This is a genomic window from Enterococcus sp. AZ011, from assembly GCF_050548355.1.
Classification (GTDB): Bacteria; Bacillota; Bacilli; order Lactobacillales; family Enterococcaceae; genus Enterococcus; species Enterococcus faecalis.
On the sequence record NZ_CP172959.1, the window covers coordinates 132,622 to 147,910 of the forward strand.

Annotated in this window: 15 protein-coding genes; 14 read left to right on the top strand and 1 reads right to left on the bottom strand. The window is 40.2% G+C overall.

Features of this window, described 5'->3' with window-relative positions:
* Positions 1 to 19: 19 nt before the first annotated feature.
* The 11 genes from deoC to deoD all read left to right on the top strand — a co-directional run bounded on the left by deoC (position 20) and on the right by deoD (position 11,173).
* Positions 20 to 682 carry a deoxyribose-phosphate aldolase gene (gene deoC / locus IGL36_RS00575; protein WP_002356166.1) on the top strand — a complete coding sequence of 221 codons (663 nt, stop codon included), beginning with the start codon at positions 20 to 22 and terminating at the stop codon, positions 680 to 682.
* A complete protein-coding gene (locus IGL36_RS00580) occupies positions 651 to 1,115 on the top strand; it encodes a cytidine deaminase (RefSeq protein ID WP_002383839.1) in 465 nt (154 codons plus the stop codon). Before deoC ends, IGL36_RS00580 begins: the two co-directional genes overlap by 32 nt.
* Positions 1,116 to 1,210: 95 nt before the next feature.
* On the top strand, positions 1,211 to 2,284 hold the full coding sequence (locus IGL36_RS00585; protein ID WP_002356168.1) for a BMP family lipoprotein: 1,074 nt from the start codon (positions 1,211 to 1,213) through the stop codon (positions 2,282 to 2,284).
* Between the two features lie 53 nt (positions 2,285 to 2,337).
* Positions 2,338 to 3,423 (top strand): BMP family lipoprotein, encoded by a 1,086-nt coding sequence (locus IGL36_RS00590; RefSeq protein ID WP_002356169.1) that lies wholly within the window; start codon positions 2,338 to 2,340, stop codon positions 3,421 to 3,423.
* Between the two features lie 205 nt (positions 3,424 to 3,628).
* On the top strand, positions 3,629 to 5,197 hold the full coding sequence (locus IGL36_RS00595) for an ABC transporter ATP-binding protein (RefSeq protein ID WP_002381361.1): 1,569 nt from the start codon (positions 3,629 to 3,631) through the stop codon (positions 5,195 to 5,197).
* Positions 5,190 to 6,323: an ABC transporter permease gene (locus IGL36_RS00600; RefSeq protein ID WP_010710976.1), complete on the top strand. Its 1,134-nt coding sequence runs from the start codon at positions 5,190 to 5,192 to the stop codon at positions 6,321 to 6,323. The genes IGL36_RS00595 and IGL36_RS00600 overlap by 8 nt, the downstream gene beginning before the upstream one ends.
* Positions 6,323 to 7,276: an ABC transporter permease gene (locus tag IGL36_RS00605; RefSeq protein WP_002356172.1), complete on the top strand. Its 954-nt coding sequence runs from the start codon at positions 6,323 to 6,325 to the stop codon at positions 7,274 to 7,276. Before IGL36_RS00600 ends, IGL36_RS00605 begins: the two co-directional genes overlap by 1 nt.
* 275 nt (positions 7,277 to 7,551) lie before the next feature.
* Positions 7,552 to 8,145: a TMEM175 family protein gene (locus tag IGL36_RS00610; RefSeq protein WP_002359336.1), complete on the top strand. Its 594-nt coding sequence runs from the start codon at positions 7,552 to 7,554 to the stop codon at positions 8,143 to 8,145.
* 301 nt (positions 8,146 to 8,446) lie between these two features.
* A complete protein-coding gene (deoB, locus tag IGL36_RS00615; protein ID WP_002397671.1) occupies positions 8,447 to 9,613 on the top strand; it encodes a phosphopentomutase in 1,167 nt (388 codons plus the stop codon).
* 16 nt (positions 9,614 to 9,629) lie between these two features.
* Positions 9,630 to 10,448 carry a purine-nucleoside phosphorylase gene (locus IGL36_RS00620; RefSeq protein ID WP_002356180.1) on the top strand — a complete coding sequence of 273 codons (819 nt, stop codon included), beginning with the start codon at positions 9,630 to 9,632 and terminating at the stop codon, positions 10,446 to 10,448.
* Positions 10,449 to 10,465: 17 nt separating this feature from the next.
* A complete protein-coding gene (deoD, locus tag IGL36_RS00625; RefSeq protein ID WP_002397670.1) occupies positions 10,466 to 11,173 on the top strand; it encodes a purine-nucleoside phosphorylase in 708 nt (235 codons plus the stop codon).
* Between the two features lie 40 nt (positions 11,174 to 11,213).
* Here deoD and IGL36_RS00630 read toward each other — a convergent pair whose 3' ends face one another.
* Complete coding sequence (locus IGL36_RS00630; RefSeq protein ID WP_002397669.1) at positions 11,214 to 12,152, bottom strand: iron-hydroxamate ABC transporter substrate-binding protein; 939 nt, start codon at positions 12,150 to 12,152, stop codon at positions 11,214 to 11,216.
* Between the two features lie 233 nt (positions 12,153 to 12,385).
* Between IGL36_RS00630 and IGL36_RS00635 the strand changes: the two genes are divergently transcribed.
* Genes IGL36_RS00635 through IGL36_RS00645 form a run of 3 tightly spaced genes read left to right on the top strand, consistent with a single transcriptional unit; the run spans position 12,386 to position 15,200 of the window.
* On the top strand, positions 12,386 to 13,192 hold the full coding sequence (locus IGL36_RS00635; RefSeq protein WP_002356183.1) for an ABC transporter ATP-binding protein: 807 nt from the start codon (positions 12,386 to 12,388) through the stop codon (positions 13,190 to 13,192).
* On the top strand, positions 13,189 to 14,199 hold the full coding sequence (locus IGL36_RS00640; protein WP_002397668.1) for a FecCD family ABC transporter permease: 1,011 nt from the start codon (positions 13,189 to 13,191) through the stop codon (positions 14,197 to 14,199). The genes IGL36_RS00635 and IGL36_RS00640 overlap by 4 nt, the downstream gene beginning before the upstream one ends.
* Positions 14,196 to 15,200 carry a FecCD family ABC transporter permease gene (locus IGL36_RS00645; RefSeq protein ID WP_002364533.1) on the top strand — a complete coding sequence of 335 codons (1,005 nt, stop codon included), beginning with the start codon at positions 14,196 to 14,198 and terminating at the stop codon, positions 15,198 to 15,200. Before IGL36_RS00640 ends, IGL36_RS00645 begins: the two co-directional genes overlap by 4 nt.
* The last annotated feature ends 89 nt before the right edge of the window (positions 15,201 to 15,289 follow it).

The following is a 15,289-nucleotide window of genomic DNA, read 5'->3' on the forward strand; positions in this document are numbered from 1 at the left end:
GAAAAGAGGAATTCTCATCATGGAATTAAACCGCATGATTGACCACACTATTTTGAAACCAGAAGCGACAGAAGCCGCTGTCCAAAAAATTATTGACGAAGCTAAGGAGTACAACTTCTTCTCTGTATGTATCAATCCTTGTTGGGTCGCTTTTGCTAGCGAGCAATTAGCAGATACCGACGTCGCTGTGTGTACCGTTATTGGCTTTCCTTTGGGGGCAAATACACCAGAAGTTAAAGCATACGAAGCAGCTGATGCGATTAAAAATGGTGCGAATGAAGTGGATATGGTGATTAATATTGGTGCATTAAAATCACAACAATACGATTACGTACGTCAAGACATTCAAGGCGTAGTAGATGCAGCCAAAGGAAAAGCGTTAGTCAAAGTGATTATTGAAACAGCATTATTAACAGACGAAGAAAAAGTTAAAGCTTGTGAATTAGCCAAAGAAGCAGGTGCCGATTTCGTTAAAACATCTACTGGCTTCTCAACAGGCGGCGCTAAAGTAGCAGACATTCGTTTAATGCGTGAGACAGTTGGTCCTGACATGGGCGTTAAGGCTTCTGGTGGCGTGCATAATGCAGAAGAAGCGTTAGCAATGATTGAAGCTGGGGCAACACGCATCGGTGCAAGTACGGGTGTAGCAATTGTTTCTGGCGCAACTGGCGAAGGGTATTAATTCGTATTTCAAATTAAACGAAGGTGTGGCGAAAAAGATGACAGTAAAACAAGAATGGCTTGATTGTGCCGTAGAAGCATTGGCACACGCCTATGTACCGTATTCTAACTTTCCTGTGGGCGCTTGCTTAGTGACTACAGACGGGAAAATGTATCAAGGAGTCAACATTGAAAATGCCTCCTTTGGTTTAACAAATTGTGCAGAAAGAACGGCGATTTTTAAAGCCATTTCAGAAGATGAACGGACCTTCCAACATTTAGTTGTAGCAGGTAATACAGAGGCACCCATTTCTCCATGTGGCGCTTGTCGTCAAGTAATGGCTGAATTCTTTGATCCACAAATGCCGGTCACGCTAGTTGGTAAAGATGGCGCGACTAAAACAATGACAGTTGAGGCATTATTGCCCTATTCATTTACAGATAAAGATTTTTAAAAAAAGGACATAAGGTTTCGTTGGGCTCAAAGTAGATTTCAATAGCATAAATGCGAATGAAATAATAGATAAAATAGTAGGGGGCTTTTCGGAAAGTGAAACAAGCAAAATTTTTAGGTCTAGGATTGGCAGCAGTTGCCTTAACCATTGGGTTAGCTGCATGTGGCGGCAATAGCAAAAAGAACGCCAACACAAAAGGTGATCCACAACATAGTGTCGTAATGGTCACAGATACAGCCGGCATTGATGACAAATCTTTTAACCAATCTGCGTGGGAAGGAATGCAAGAGTGGGGCAAAGAGCACAAACTTCCAGAAGGACCTCAAGGGTATGCGTATATTCAATCAAATGAAGCATCTGATTATACATCAAACATTGACCAAGCCATTTCAAGTCAATTTAAAACGATTTTTGGCATTGGCTATTTACTAAAAAATGCAGTAGTAGATGCAGCGGACGCCAACCCAGAAACGAATTTCGTTCTAATCGACGATACAGTTAATGGGAAAAACAACGTCGCTTCTGCAACATTTAGAGATAATGAATCTGCGTATTTAGCAGGTGTGGCAGCAGCTAACACTACGAAAACCAACAAAGTAGGATTTATCGGCGGGGTTGAAGGACCTGTTATTGGCCGTTTCCAAGCTGGTTTTGAAAAAGGTGTAGCAGACGCTGGCAAAAAATTAGGCAAAGATATTCAAATTACGTCTACTTATGCAGGGACATTTGCAGACGCTTCAAAAGGACGGGCCTTAGCTTCTTCTATGTATCAAGCAGGTGCCGACATTATTTATCACGCAGCGGCGACTACAGGACAAGGAATCTTCCAAGAAGCCAAAGCGCTAAATGAAACAGGTTCAAAAGATAAAGTTTGGGTGATTGGTGTTGACCGTGACCAAAACGAAGACGGTAAATATACAACCAAAGATGGCAAGGATGATAACTTAACGTTAGCTTCAACCATTAAAGGTGTAAATATTGCTGTGAAAAAAATCTCTGATCTTGCATTAGAAGATAAATTCCCTGGCGGCGAACATTTAACTTATGGATTGAAAGATGGCGGTGTTGATTTAACAACAGAAGCCTTAAGCGATCAAGCCAAAACGGCAGTTAAAGAAGCCAAAGAACAAATCATCTCTGGTGACGTAAAAGTCCCAGACCAACCTTAGAAACAACTTAGTTGTTTAAATACATTAAACTATTTTTAGGAGGCTTTACAGAAATGAAAAAAGCAAAATTATTCGGTTTTAGTTTGATTGCATTAGGTTTATCAGTTTCACTTGCAGCATGTGGTGGTGGCAAAGGAAAAACCGCTGAAAGCGGCGGTGGCAAAGGGGATGCAGCGCATAGTGCTGTAATCATTACAGATACAGGCGGCGTGGATGACAAGTCGTTCAACCAATCTTCTTGGGAAGGATTGCAAGCTTGGGGTAAAGAACATGATTTACCAGAAGGTTCAAAAGGGTATGCATATATTCAATCGAATGATGCAGCTGACTATACAACAAATATTGACCAAGCGGTATCAAGTAAATTCAACACAATCTTTGGTATTGGCTACTTGCTAAAAGATGCAATTTCTTCTGCAGCAGATGCCAACCCTGATACAAACTTTGTTTTAATCGATGATCAAATCGATGGCAAAAAGAATGTCGTTTCTGCAACATTTAGAGATAATGAAGCAGCTTACTTAGCCGGTGTTGCTGCTGCAAACGAAACAAAAACGAACAAAGTCGGTTTTGTTGGTGGTGAAGAAGGGGTCGTAATTGACCGTTTCCAAGCTGGTTTTGAAAAAGGTGTGGCTGATGCTGCGAAAGAATTAGGTAAAGAAATTACTGTTGATACAAAATATGCGGCTTCATTTGCTGATCCTGCCAAAGGGAAAGCTTTAGCTGCTGCAATGTACCAAAACGGCGTTGATATCATCTTCCATGCTTCTGGTGCGACTGGACAAGGGGTCTTCCAAGAAGCAAAAGACTTGAATGAATCAGGTTCTGGCGACAAAGTTTGGGTAATCGGTGTTGACCGCGATCAAGATGCTGATGGCAAGTACAAAACAAAAGACGGCAAAGAAGACAACTTCACGTTAACTTCAACACTTAAAGGTGTCGGCACAGCGGTTCAAGATATTGCCAACCGTGCGTTAGAAGACAAATTCCCTGGTGGCGAACATTTAGTTTATGGATTAAAAGATGGTGGCGTTGACTTAACAGACGGCTATTTAAACGACAAAACAAAAGAAGCTGTTAAAACAGCAAAAGATAAAGTAATCTCAGGTGACGTAAAAGTCCCAGAAAAACCAGAATAATTTAAGCTCCTAAATGAAAAAAGAAGGGCTCATTATTGTTCCTTCTAAAAATAAAGTGGTCCTTGGCAGCGACGGTTGCCAAGGAAACCCTTTATGATGTTTGGATTTTTAACTAAATAGTTGAGGTTCTTCAACTACTTAGTTAAGGGTCAAAATTACCCTCTAAAGTATTGCCAATATAATTTTGTTAGGAAGTGAATAGACCTTGTCTCAAGAAGAAAACGTAATTGAGATGCGTAAAATCACCAAAGAATTTGGGACGTTCAAAGCCAACGACCAAATTGATTTACAAGTAAAACCTGGTGAAATCCACGCACTGCTAGGTGAAAATGGTGCAGGCAAGTCGACCTTGATGAATATCTTATCAGGGCTATTGGAACCGACCTCAGGTGAGATTTATATGAATGGCGAAAAAGTCAACATTACAAGTCCTACTGCAGCCAATCGTTTAGGAATCGGAATGGTCCATCAGCATTTTATGTTAGTTGAAGCCTTTACTGTGACTGAAAATATTATCTTAGGTAGTGAACCTACCCATGGCGGTATTTTAGACCGGAAAAAAGCGAAAAAAGAGATTGAAGAAGTGTCTAAGCAATACGGGTTGGATGTAAATCCCAATGCCTATATTCGCGATATTTCTGTGGGTATGCAACAACGGGTTGAAATTTTAAAGACCTTATATCGTGGTGCGAACGTTTTAATTTTTGACGAACCAACCGCAGTATTAACGCCACAAGAAATTGATGAATTAATGATTATTTTGAAAGAACTAACCGATGAAGGCAAATCGATCATTTTAATTACACATAAGTTAGATGAAATTAAAAAAGTGGCAGACCGTTGTACGGTCATTCGCCGGGGGCAAAGTATTGGCACCGTCAATGTGAAAGATGTTTCTTCGCAACAGTTAGCCGATATGATGGTGGGCCGTTCTGTTTCCTTCAAAACAGAGAAAAAACCAGCGCAACCGAAAGAAACAATTTTATCAATTAAAGATTTAGTAGTGAAAGAAAGCCGCGGCTTAGATGCAGTGAAAAATCTTAGTTTAGATGTCCGAGCAGGGGAAGTTGTTGGGATTGCGGGGATTGATGGCAATGGACAAACAGAATTAATCCAAGCCTTAGCAGGATTAACCAAAGTCGAAAACGGCTCCATTCATTTGAATGAAAAAGAGATTACTAATCGCAAACCTCGGGAAATTACGGAAATGGGTGTCGCCCACGTTCCTGAAGACCGACATAAATATGGCTTGGTATTAGAGATGACATTGGCTGAAAATATTGGCCTACAAACGTATTACCAAAAACCATACAGTTCAACAGGTATTTTAAACTATCGAATGATTAACAAACACGCCCGTGAATTAATTGAAGAATATGATGTACGGACTCCTAATGAACTAGTACCAGCTCGGGCGCTTTCAGGTGGGAATCAGCAAAAAGCGATTATTGCCCGAGAAGTTGACCGCGATCCAGATTTGTTGATTGTTTCTCAACCAACACGCGGTTTAGATGTCGGAGCTATTGAATACATTCATCGTCGACTAATTGAACAAAGAGATAAAAATAAAGCTGTTTTATTAGTAAGTTTTGAATTAGATGAAATTTTAAATGTTTCTGATCGTATCGCTGTTATTCATGCGGGGGAAATTGTCGGAATTGTTGATCCGAAAGAAACGACAGAAAATGAATTGGGCTTGTTAATGGCTGGCTACTCATTGGAAGAAGCCCGTGCTGAGTTATCAAAAGTAGAGGCAGGTGAAACTGTTGAATAATCGTTCTGAAAAAATAAGAAATATTTTAGTCCCTGTGTTATCTGTTATTATGGGTTTCCTCTTAGGGGCAATTATTATGGTTATCTTTGGCTATGACCCAGTGGCTGGGTATCAAGCGATGTTTGAAACAGCTTTCCAAGGAAAGAAAAGTATTGGTGAGATTTTTGTCACCGCAGCTCCGTTGATTTTTACCGCTTTAGGATTCTCGGTGGCAAATTCGGCTGGATTCTTTAATATCGGGCTTTCTGGACAAGCCTTATGTGGTTGGGTGGCTAGTATTTGGGTCGCTTTATCCATGCCTGATGCACCCCGGATGATTGCATTGCCGGTGGCGATTATTGTTGGGGCAGTTGCAGGGGCTTTAGCAGCAGCCATTCCAGGTTTCTTGCGTGCCTATTTTGGGACGAGTGAAGTTATTGTTACGATTATGTTGAATTATATTTTATTATACACAGGAAATCATATTGCTAATAATGTCATGAAACCAAGTATTATGGCGAACAAAGGGATCACCAAAATGATTGGTGCGAATGCATCATTACGCTCACCGTTTTTAACAAATATCAGTGATGGCTCTCGTTTGAACATCGGCATTTTCTTGGCCTTCATTTTCCTTATTCTTGTGTGGTTCTTGATGAAAAAAACAACGCTTGGTTTTGAAATTCGGTCGGTGGGGTTAAACCCATTTGCTTCTGAATATGCTGGAATGAGCAGCAAGCGAACGATTATTTTATCCATGATGATTTCAGGAACGCTGGCTGGTTTAGGTGGTGCGGTCCAAGGATTGGGGACTTTCCAAAACTTCTTTATTCAAAACACATCGTTGAGCATTGGGTTCGATGGTATGGCCGTGTCTCTATTAGGAGCAGGTAGCTCAATCGGGATTTTACTTTCCGCATTACTGTTTGGAATGTTAAAACTTGGTGGACAAGGAATGCCGTTGATAGCTGGTGTACCAACCGAATTAGTTGATGTTGTTATTGCAGCAATTATTTTCTTTGTGGGAATTAGTTATTTAATTCGTTTCTTGTTAGCAAAAGCGTCTGGTAGTAAAAAAGAAGTAGCGATTGTAGAAACAATTGAAGCGGCGCCAGACAAAAACAATCAAGAGGGGGGAGACATCTAATGGATTTAGCAACAATTTCCTCAATCATCACGCAAACATTAGTGTATGCAACTCCGCTCATCTTGACAGCATTAGGCGGAACGTTCTCAGAACGAAGTGGTGTGGTTAACGTTGGTTTGGAAGGTATTATGGTAATGGGCGCTTTCAGTTCGGTCGTTTTTAACTTGACGTTTGCTGATACATTTGGCGCGGCGACACCATGGATTGCTTGTTTAGTAGGAGGCGTTGTCGGGATTGTCTTTTCTCTCTTACATGCCGTTGCAACTATTAACTTACGAGCAGATCATATTATCAGTGGTACTGTCATTAACTTGATGGCACCGGCGCTAGGGGTTTTCCTAGTAAAAGTTATTTATCAAAAAGGACAAACAGATATGATTACACAATCATTTGGCTATTTTTCTTTCCCAGGATTGTCAAAAATTCCAGTGATTGGTGAACTATTCTTTGCAAAAACCTCTTTGCCAGCTTTCGTAGCAATTTTGATTGCGATTTTAGCTTGGTTTGTCATTTATAAAACACGTTTTGGCTTACGGTTACGTTCTGTGGGAGAACATCCACAAGCGGCAGATACATTGGGAATTAATGTCTACTTAATGCGTTATTCTGGCGTCTTGTTATCCGGCTTCTTAGGCGGTATGGGCGGAGCTGTCTTTGCTCAAAGTATTGCGGGTCGTTTTGGGATTACCACAATTGCAGGACAAGGGTTTATTTCAATGGCCGCAATGATCTTTGGTAAATGGAATCCACTTGGGGCAATGGGCGCAGCCTTATTCTTTGGTTTTGCACAAAACTTGAGTATTGCTGGGGAAAACTTACCAATTATTTCAGAAATTCCAAAAGTTTATCTACAAGCAGCACCATACGTATTAACCATTTTAGTCCTAGTTGTGTTCTTCGGAAAATCATCGGGACCAAAAGCGAACGGGAAAAATTACGTCAAAACGAAATAAGAAAAGAAATGGGCCCTCCGTCAAAGCGACGGGGGGCCATTTCTTTTCTTAGGATAATCAGTTGAACACAAGCGGCATTAGGCACTGCTTCACTGCAAAAAAGCGAGTTGATAAAGATAACTTTACTTTTTTCTTTTGGCTGTTTTTTACAATTCGAAGGAAGTGTCGAAATTTTGAAAAAAACCAAACAGGTCTAGCAGCTTTTTTTCAAAAATCGTTGGTTTTTCTGCTATACTTTTGTTTGTAGTAAGCATAGGAAAAGTGGAGGACGTTCAATGAATAAAACACGTGTAGAAGCATTTAGTGATGCAGTCATTGCCATCATCATGACCATCATGATTTTAGAAATTAAAACCCCTCAAGTGGGTGTTTTGGCAGGTTTGATAGAAAATATCCCATATTTTTTATCGTTTATTGTCAGTTTTATTTTTATCTGTATCGCATGGTACAATCATCATTACATAATGTCCGTAACTCATTGGTTTTCTAAAAAAGCGTTTTGGGCAAATAATTTTTGGTTATTCTCCATGGCCTTCATTCCGGTAGCAACTGCTTGGGTGAGTGAATTTTGGTGGATGCGGGCACCCGTTTATTTTTATCTTGTTGTGTATACGGTTTGGGATTTTGCTTACTTCTTGTTAACAAGGATCATTTATGAAGACAATGCAGTGAAAGATCCACAAGGTGCAGCTAAGTTAAGAAAATCGAAATCTTATAGTAAGGCAACAAAAATCATTCATCTTTGTCTTTTCGCAATCGGATATATCGGCATTTATTTTTATCCGCCCATTGGCATTGGTGTGATTTTATCAGAAGCGGTTATCTGGTATTTAAATGTGCCAAAAGAGGGAGACCGCTTGGAGTGTTAAAAGTTTCGATTGTATAAAGAATCGTGTTCTTTTTAAAGAGCAGGCTATTCGAAAAAAACAATAAAAAAGTTTCCTAATTACGGTGGGAGACTTTTTTTCTTTCCGTTTTTAAGCCCTGCTAAAATCGAAGGAATCATTGAAAATTTTAATGCTCTTTCAGGCAATAATAGCGGATTCATGGTATAATTGAAGAGCTGAGAATAAATAGATTATTCTGTTTGATTCTCGAGACTATTTAAAAGGCTAGCGTAAAATAATTGTCATTCTTGACGTATTTACGACCTTAGAGGAGGAAGCAAGTGTGTTTAAACGTGTTCATTTAATCGTACTAGATTCAGTCGGTATTGGTGAAGCACCAGATGCTGAAAAATTTGGGGATGTCGGCAGTGATACACTGGGTCATATTGCCAAAGAAGCGGGACTAACCATTCCTCATTTAGAAAAACTTGGATTGGGAACTATTGCTCCTTTAACAGGTGTCAAAGCAGTGGCAGACCACGATGGCTATGTCACCAAATTAGAAGAAATTTCTGTTGGAAAAGATACTATGACCGGTCACTGGGAAATTATGGGCTTGAACATCAAAAAACCTTTTCGGGTATTCCCAAACGGCTTTCCTGAAGAATTACTGAAACAAATTGAAGATTTTTCTGGGCGAAAAGTTGTTTGTAACAAACCATATAGCGGGACAGCGGTCATTGATGATTATGGCGAACATCAAATGAAAACTGGGGATCTAATCGTTTATACTTCAGCAGACCCTGTTTTACAAATTGCGGCGCATGAAGACATTATTCCATTAGAAGAATTGTATAAAATTTGTCAATATGTTCGTGACATTACGAAAGACGAACCTTATATGATTGGTCGGATTATCGCTCGCCCGTATGTTGGTGAACCAGGTAATTTCACTCGAACCAGTAACCGTCATGACTATGCTTTAGATCCTTTTGGCCATACTGTTTTAGATTCGTTGAAAGAAAACGGCAATGATGTGATCGCTGTTGGGAAAATTAACGACATCTTTAATGGACAAGGAATTACTGAAGCTATCCGCACGAAGAGCAATATGGATGGGGTGGATCAATTATTAACGGTCATGAACAAAGAGTTCACAGGTTTAAGTTTTACTAACTTAGTGGATTTCGATGCGCTGTATGGCCACCGTCGTGATGTAAAGGGCTATGCAAAAGCCATCGAAGATTTTGATGGTCGTTTGCCAGAGATTATGGCAGCTATGGCCGAAGATGATTTGCTTTTAATTACAGCAGATCATGGGAATGATCCAACTTTCCCAGGAACAGACCACACACGTGAATATGTACCTTTATTGGCTTATAGTAAAAAAATGACAAAACAAGGCAGCTTGCCACAAGGATTTTATTCAGATATTTCAGCAACGATTGCTGAAAACTTTGAAGTTCCTGCAACGGAAAACGGTCAAAGCTTTTTAAATCAATTACAATAATTCGAGGAGGCAACACATGACAACGTTAACGAATCATTTAAACGAAACAACTGAGTTTTTGAAAGAAAAAGGGGTGCAACAAGCAGACTTCGGTCTAATCTTAGGTTCAGGGTTAGGTGAATTAGCTAATGAAATAACCGATGCGATTGCTATTCCTTTCTCTGAAATTCCCCATTTTTCTGTTTCAACAGTCGTTGGACATGCTGGACAATTAGTTTACGGAACGCTTTCTGGAAAAAAAGTTTTGGCGATGCAAGGACGTTTTCATTATTATGAAGGACATTCGATGCAAACGGTCACTTATCCCGTTCGTGTGATGGCTGCTTTAGGTATTCATTCAATGATTGTAACCAACGCAGCTGGTGGCGTAAATGAAACATATACACCAGGGAATTTGATGTTAATCAATGACCACATTAATTTTACAGGCGATAATCCGTTAATTGGTGAAAATGATGAAGAAATCGGGCCGCGTTTTCCAGATATGAGTCATGCTTACACGCAAGAATATCGGGAAGTGGCAAAAAAAGTGGCTGCGGAACAAAATATTGATTTAAAAGAAGGCGTGTATATGGGCTTTTCTGGCCCGACATATGAAACGCCTGCAGAAATTCGGATGTCACGGACGATGGGTGCGGATGCAGTTGGCATGTCAACTGTTTCGGAGGTCATTGTAGCTGTGCATAGTGGCATGAAAGTACTAGGCATCTCTTGTATTACGAATTTAGCAGCTGGTATGCAAAGTAGCTTAAATCATGCAGAAGTAGTTGAAACAACTGAACGCGTTAAAGGACAATTCAAAGAGTTAGTGAAAGCAACACTAGCAGCTTTATAAAAAAGGAGTAAACCAGAATGAGTGTGCATATCGAAGCAAAACCAGGTGAAATTGCCGATAAAATTTTACTACCAGGGGATCCCCTCCGAGCAAAATATATTGCGGAAACTTTTTTGGAGAATCCTGTCTGCTATAATCAAGTTCGTGGGATGTTAGGTTACACAGGAACGTATAAGGGACAGCGTGTTTCGGTCCAAGGAACAGGGATGGGGATGCCTTCAGCAGGTATTTATGCCCATGAGTTAATTAACTCTTACGATGTGAAGAAGTTAATTCGTGTTGGTACGTGTGGTTCTATTTCAGAAAAAGTCAACGTTCGTGAATTAGTTATCGCACAAGCAGCAGCGACGCCTTCTTCCGCGATTCGCAATGATTTTCCTAAATATGATTTTCCACAAATTGCGAGCTTTGATCTTTTACTCAAATCTTACGAAATTGCTAAATCAAAAGGCTTTACTACCCATGTTGGTAACGTATTGTCAGATGATGTTTTTTACAAAGATAGCTTAGATGATGTCTTTCGTTTAGGTCGATACGGGGTATTAGCGATTGAAATGGAAGCGGCAATGTTATATTATTTAGCAGCAAAATTTGATGTAGAAGCATTGGCGATTATGACGGTGAGTGATAGCTTGGTGACAGGCGAAGAAACAACGGCAGAAGAACGCCAAACGACGTTTAATGAAATGATTGAAGTTGGTTTAGAAACGGCAATTGCTAATTAAAAAAAATGCTTGGATGATTATTTTCATCCAAGCATTTTTTTTAATTTAAGAGCGCTTTTTTTACATCTTCAACAATTTGAGTATTCGCAATAGGTCCGTTGTATAACCAACTACTTTTTTTATCATAGGTATGAACTTGGTTATTTTTCACAGCAGGTAAGTTCTTCCAAATTGCTTCTTGGAAAAGAGGTGCTGATTCATCGCTGTTTACAAGGAAAATGTGGTCTGCGTCAAGCTCAGCTAATTTTTCTAAAGAAACTTGATTCCAATCCGCAGTAGCGTTTTTAGAAATTTCTTCCACTAATTTTGGAACTTGGAGGCCTAAGTCCTGATAGAGCACGGTTCCGCTTGAGCGATTATCGCTAACCATAAAGACTTGGTTGTTGGTTACCCATAAGACTGCCGCAGATTTGCCAGCATCTTTTTTGCCAAGGTCTTCTTGGACGCCTTTGGTTAAGGTATCATAATCTTCTAACACTTTTTTCGCTTGTTCTTTTTTATCTAAAACAGTGGCAATATCTTCCAATTGATCACGCCAAGTGACATTTTCGCCGTTTTTGACTACATAAGTTGGCGCAATTTTACTGTATTCTTTGTATTTACCGCCTTCAACTAGAGCAGATGAACTGATTAATAATAAGTCAGGTTCAAATTTTAGAACCGCTTCATATGGTAAGTCATAGGAAATAGTGGGGACATCTTTCAATTCTTTCGCTAAATAATTTTGAATGCTGCCTTGTCCAACTGTCCATTGTGCCACTGGTTTTTCTCCTAATGCAACTAGATAATCTTCTAAATAACTCGCAATAATCCGTTTGGGTTTCGCGGGGACGGTTACTTTATTGCCTAAGGTATCTGTTACTTCATGTGTTTTGTCAGCGTTGTTGGCTTCTTTATTCGTATTACCACAAGCTGCGAGTAAGAATGAACCAAGAAGAAGGGTGGTACCAATTAGGACCGTCTTTTTTAAAAGTTTCATTGTGTAACTCCTTTATTTTTAGTTGATAACGATTCTCATTATCAGTTAAAAACGACCGTTTGTCAATCATCGCTTGTTTTTTTGAGCAAATAAGTTGCATTTTTTAGATAATTCGTTTTTTTTTTGATTGGAAGAAACATTGCTTTTTAAGGAAGGGTCTTTTATAATCAAGGAACAATGAGTGAGAACGATTCTCAATAAATGTAAAATAACGACAGAAAAATTAAAGAGGAATGGTTATGAATTATTTAGAGGCAGAGGACTTAACTACAGGATATGGTCGTCAAGTGATTAGTGAAGCGCTGAACTGTTCATTTGAAGCGGGAACTATTACAAGTATTATTGGACCAAATGGTTGTGGCAAATCGACCTTGTTAAAAACACTTGCGCGTATTTTGCCAGCTGAGAAAGGCAAGGTGTTCATTAAGAACCAAGAACTTCAACATTTTTCTTCAAAAGAAGTAGCACAAGAACTAGCGATCTTATCACAAACGCCAGAAAATACAATCGATTTATCTGTTTTTGACCTCGTCTCTTTCGGGCGATATCCTTATCAATCGGGCTGGAAAAGTGTCACCACAGAAGATCAAGAGTACATACAATGGGCATTAGAATTAACAGGCTTAACTGAGTTAGCTAGAGAGTCTGTGGCAATTTTATCAGGTGGACAACGTCAACGGGTTTGGATTGCTATGGCGCTAGTGCAGGATACAGATATTTTAATTTTAGATGAACCGACCACCTATTTGGATCCAGCGCATCAGCTAGAAATTTTAAATGTGTTAAAACGAATTAATCAAGAACATCAGAAAACTATCGTGATGACGATTCATGATATTAATTTAGCTTCTCGTTTTTCTGATCGCGTGATTGCGATGAAAGAGGGAAAGATTATCAATGAGGGAACGCCGCAAGAAGTGATTACTGTTACTGGCTTGGCAGATGTTTTCGCTATTCAAGCAGAAATTAGTTATCATAGTCAGACACAGCGGCCACTAGTACTTTCTTATGAGTTGATGGAAATGGAGCTGGATGGATGAAAGGCATAAGCGGATTTTATAGACACCAATGGCAAGTGTTACTTGTCTGTCTTTTTTTGCTAATTGGGACAATGCTTCTGTCATTGATGTTTGGTGCGACGTCGGTTTCGATTCAAACGATTATTGATTCATTTACGCACTTCGATGCGACCAATCAAGCGCATCAAGTCATCCAAACGGTTCGGTTGCCGCGGATTTTAGGGGCCGCTTTTGTGGGGGCAAGTTTAGCGGTGAGTGGGGCGTTAGCGCAAGGGATTACACAAAATCCATTGGCAGATTCTGGCTTGCTGGGTATCAATGCTGGGGCTGGCTTGGGCTTGGCGCTTGTTTTTGCTTTCCTCCCTCAGGCAAGTTATTGGTGGCTTTTAGTTGTTTCTTTTCTTGGTGCCGGCGTGAGTGTGGCACTGATTTATTATCTTTCTAATCATTCAATTCGAGGAGCAAGCCCCATGCGTCTGACCTTAGTGGGAGCTGGTATTAGTGCCCTTTTTTTATCATTTAGTCAATTCTTAGCCATTCAGTTCAATTTGAGTCAAGAGTTAACGTTTTGGTTTCTTGGCGGTGTCAGCGTTATTTCTTGGGCACAATTAAAAATAGTCGTCCCTATCTTTCTGGGCGCATTTGCATTAGCAATTCTGATTAGTCCGTCGGTGACTATTTTACGGTTTGGCGATGATGCAACAATTGGTTTGGGGCGAAATCCGCAGCGTATTCGGTTGTTTGCCAGTATAACGATTTTGCTTTTATCAGGATTGTCTGTGGCGCTAGTTGGCTCGGTCAGTTTTGTTGGTTTGGTGGTGCCTCATGTGATGCGAACAGTTTCTGGAGAAAATTACCGGCGCTTGATTCCGTTCTCGGCGTTAGGTGGTGCGCTCCTCGTTTTGGTGGCAGATTTAATCGCTCGAATGGTGAATCCGCCTTTTGAAACACCATTTGGGATTATCACGGCCTTAATTGGCATCCCATTCTTTCTTTATTTATTTCGTAAAGGAGGGCAACTAGGATGACACAGAAAAAAGTGTCCCGTTGGGTGGCTATCTTAATAGTTGGGATTATCCTAACTGCTTGTATCAGTTTAACGCAAGGGGAATTATCTGTTTCCTTCATGGATTTAAAAGCTCTTCTTTTGGGACAGGGAAGTCAGGCCAAACAACTGTTAGTTTGGGATTTTCGGTTACCACGGATTGTGCTTGCGGTCCTAGCGGGCGCAGCTTTAGGCTTAAGCGGCGCTATTCTTCAAGGGATTACTCGGAATCCGTTGGCAGATACTGGGATTTTAGGCATTAATGCGGGTGCGGGTTTGGCAGTGATTTTGTTTATTAGTTTTATTGAAACGACAAGTATCACGATGTTTGCACTTCCGCTCGTGGCCTTAGTTGGCGGCTTGCTAGCGGCTGTTGGGATTTTAGTAATCGCGTATCATCATCGTTTAGGATTGACGCCAGTTCGAATGGTCTTAGCGGGTGTCATTTTGAGTACGGGTATTTCAGCACTCACCTTATTAATTACATCAAAAATTGACACTGAAAAGTACCGTTTTGTTACAATGTGGCAAGCAGGCAGTATCTGGGGCAGTAATTGGTTCTTTGTGGGCGCTTTGTTGCCTTGGCTAGTCATTGGGTTCTTTTTTGCGATGAAGCGTCATCGTCTGTTGGATATTTTACAATTGGGGGACGAAACAGCTATTTCTGTAGGTATTGCTGTGAAAAAAGAACGAATCGTTTCGTTGCTGTTAGCGGTGATGTTGGCGGCTTCAGCGATTTCCGTTACAGGGGGAATTAATTTTTTAGGTTTACTTGCGCCACATATTGCTCGCAAATGTGGTTTTACGCAACAAAAACAGGTATTGCCATTGGCGGCGTTGTTTGGGAGTTTACTTTTATTGGTTAGTGATACGATTGGTCGGCTATTGCCTGGCAATGGAGAAATGCCTGCAGGGATTATTGTTGCGATCATCGGTGCGCCTTATTTTCTTTATTTGTTAATCAAAACAAGCGATTCGTTATAAAAAAGAATCAAAAGCTGGGTCAATCGGTCGTTGTGAAAGCAACTGTCATTTGCTCGGCTTTTTTATTGGCGGATTTTTGAAAAAATAGT

Excerpts from the sequence above, each read along its gene's own strand:
- deoC (WP_002356166.1), top strand. The coding sequence starts at position 20 with ATGGAATTAAACCGCATGATTGACCACACTATTTTGAAACCAGAAGCG.
- IGL36_RS00590 (WP_002356169.1), top strand. The coding sequence starts at position 2,338 with ATGAAAAAAGCAAAATTATTCGGTTTTAGTTTGATTGCATTAGGTTTA.
- IGL36_RS00605 (WP_002356172.1), top strand. The coding sequence starts at position 6,323 with ATGGATTTAGCAACAATTTCCTCAATCATCACGCAAACATTAGTGTAT.
- IGL36_RS00610 (WP_002359336.1), top strand. The coding sequence starts at position 7,552 with ATGAATAAAACACGTGTAGAAGCATTTAGTGATGCAGTCATTGCCATC.
- IGL36_RS00620 (WP_002356180.1), top strand. The coding sequence starts at position 9,630 with ATGACAACGTTAACGAATCATTTAAACGAAACAACTGAGTTTTTGAAA.
- deoD (WP_002397670.1), top strand. The coding sequence starts at position 10,466 with ATGAGTGTGCATATCGAAGCAAAACCAGGTGAAATTGCCGATAAAATT.
- IGL36_RS00630 (WP_002397669.1), bottom strand. The coding sequence starts at position 12,152 with ATGAAACTTTTAAAAAAGACGGTCCTAATTGGTACCACCCTTCTTCTT.
- IGL36_RS00635 (WP_002356183.1), top strand. The coding sequence starts at position 12,386 with ATGGTTATGAATTATTTAGAGGCAGAGGACTTAACTACAGGATATGGT.
- IGL36_RS00640 (WP_002397668.1), top strand. The coding sequence starts at position 13,189 with ATGAAAGGCATAAGCGGATTTTATAGACACCAATGGCAAGTGTTACTT.
- IGL36_RS00645 (WP_002364533.1), top strand. The coding sequence starts at position 14,196 with ATGACACAGAAAAAAGTGTCCCGTTGGGTGGCTATCTTAATAGTTGGG.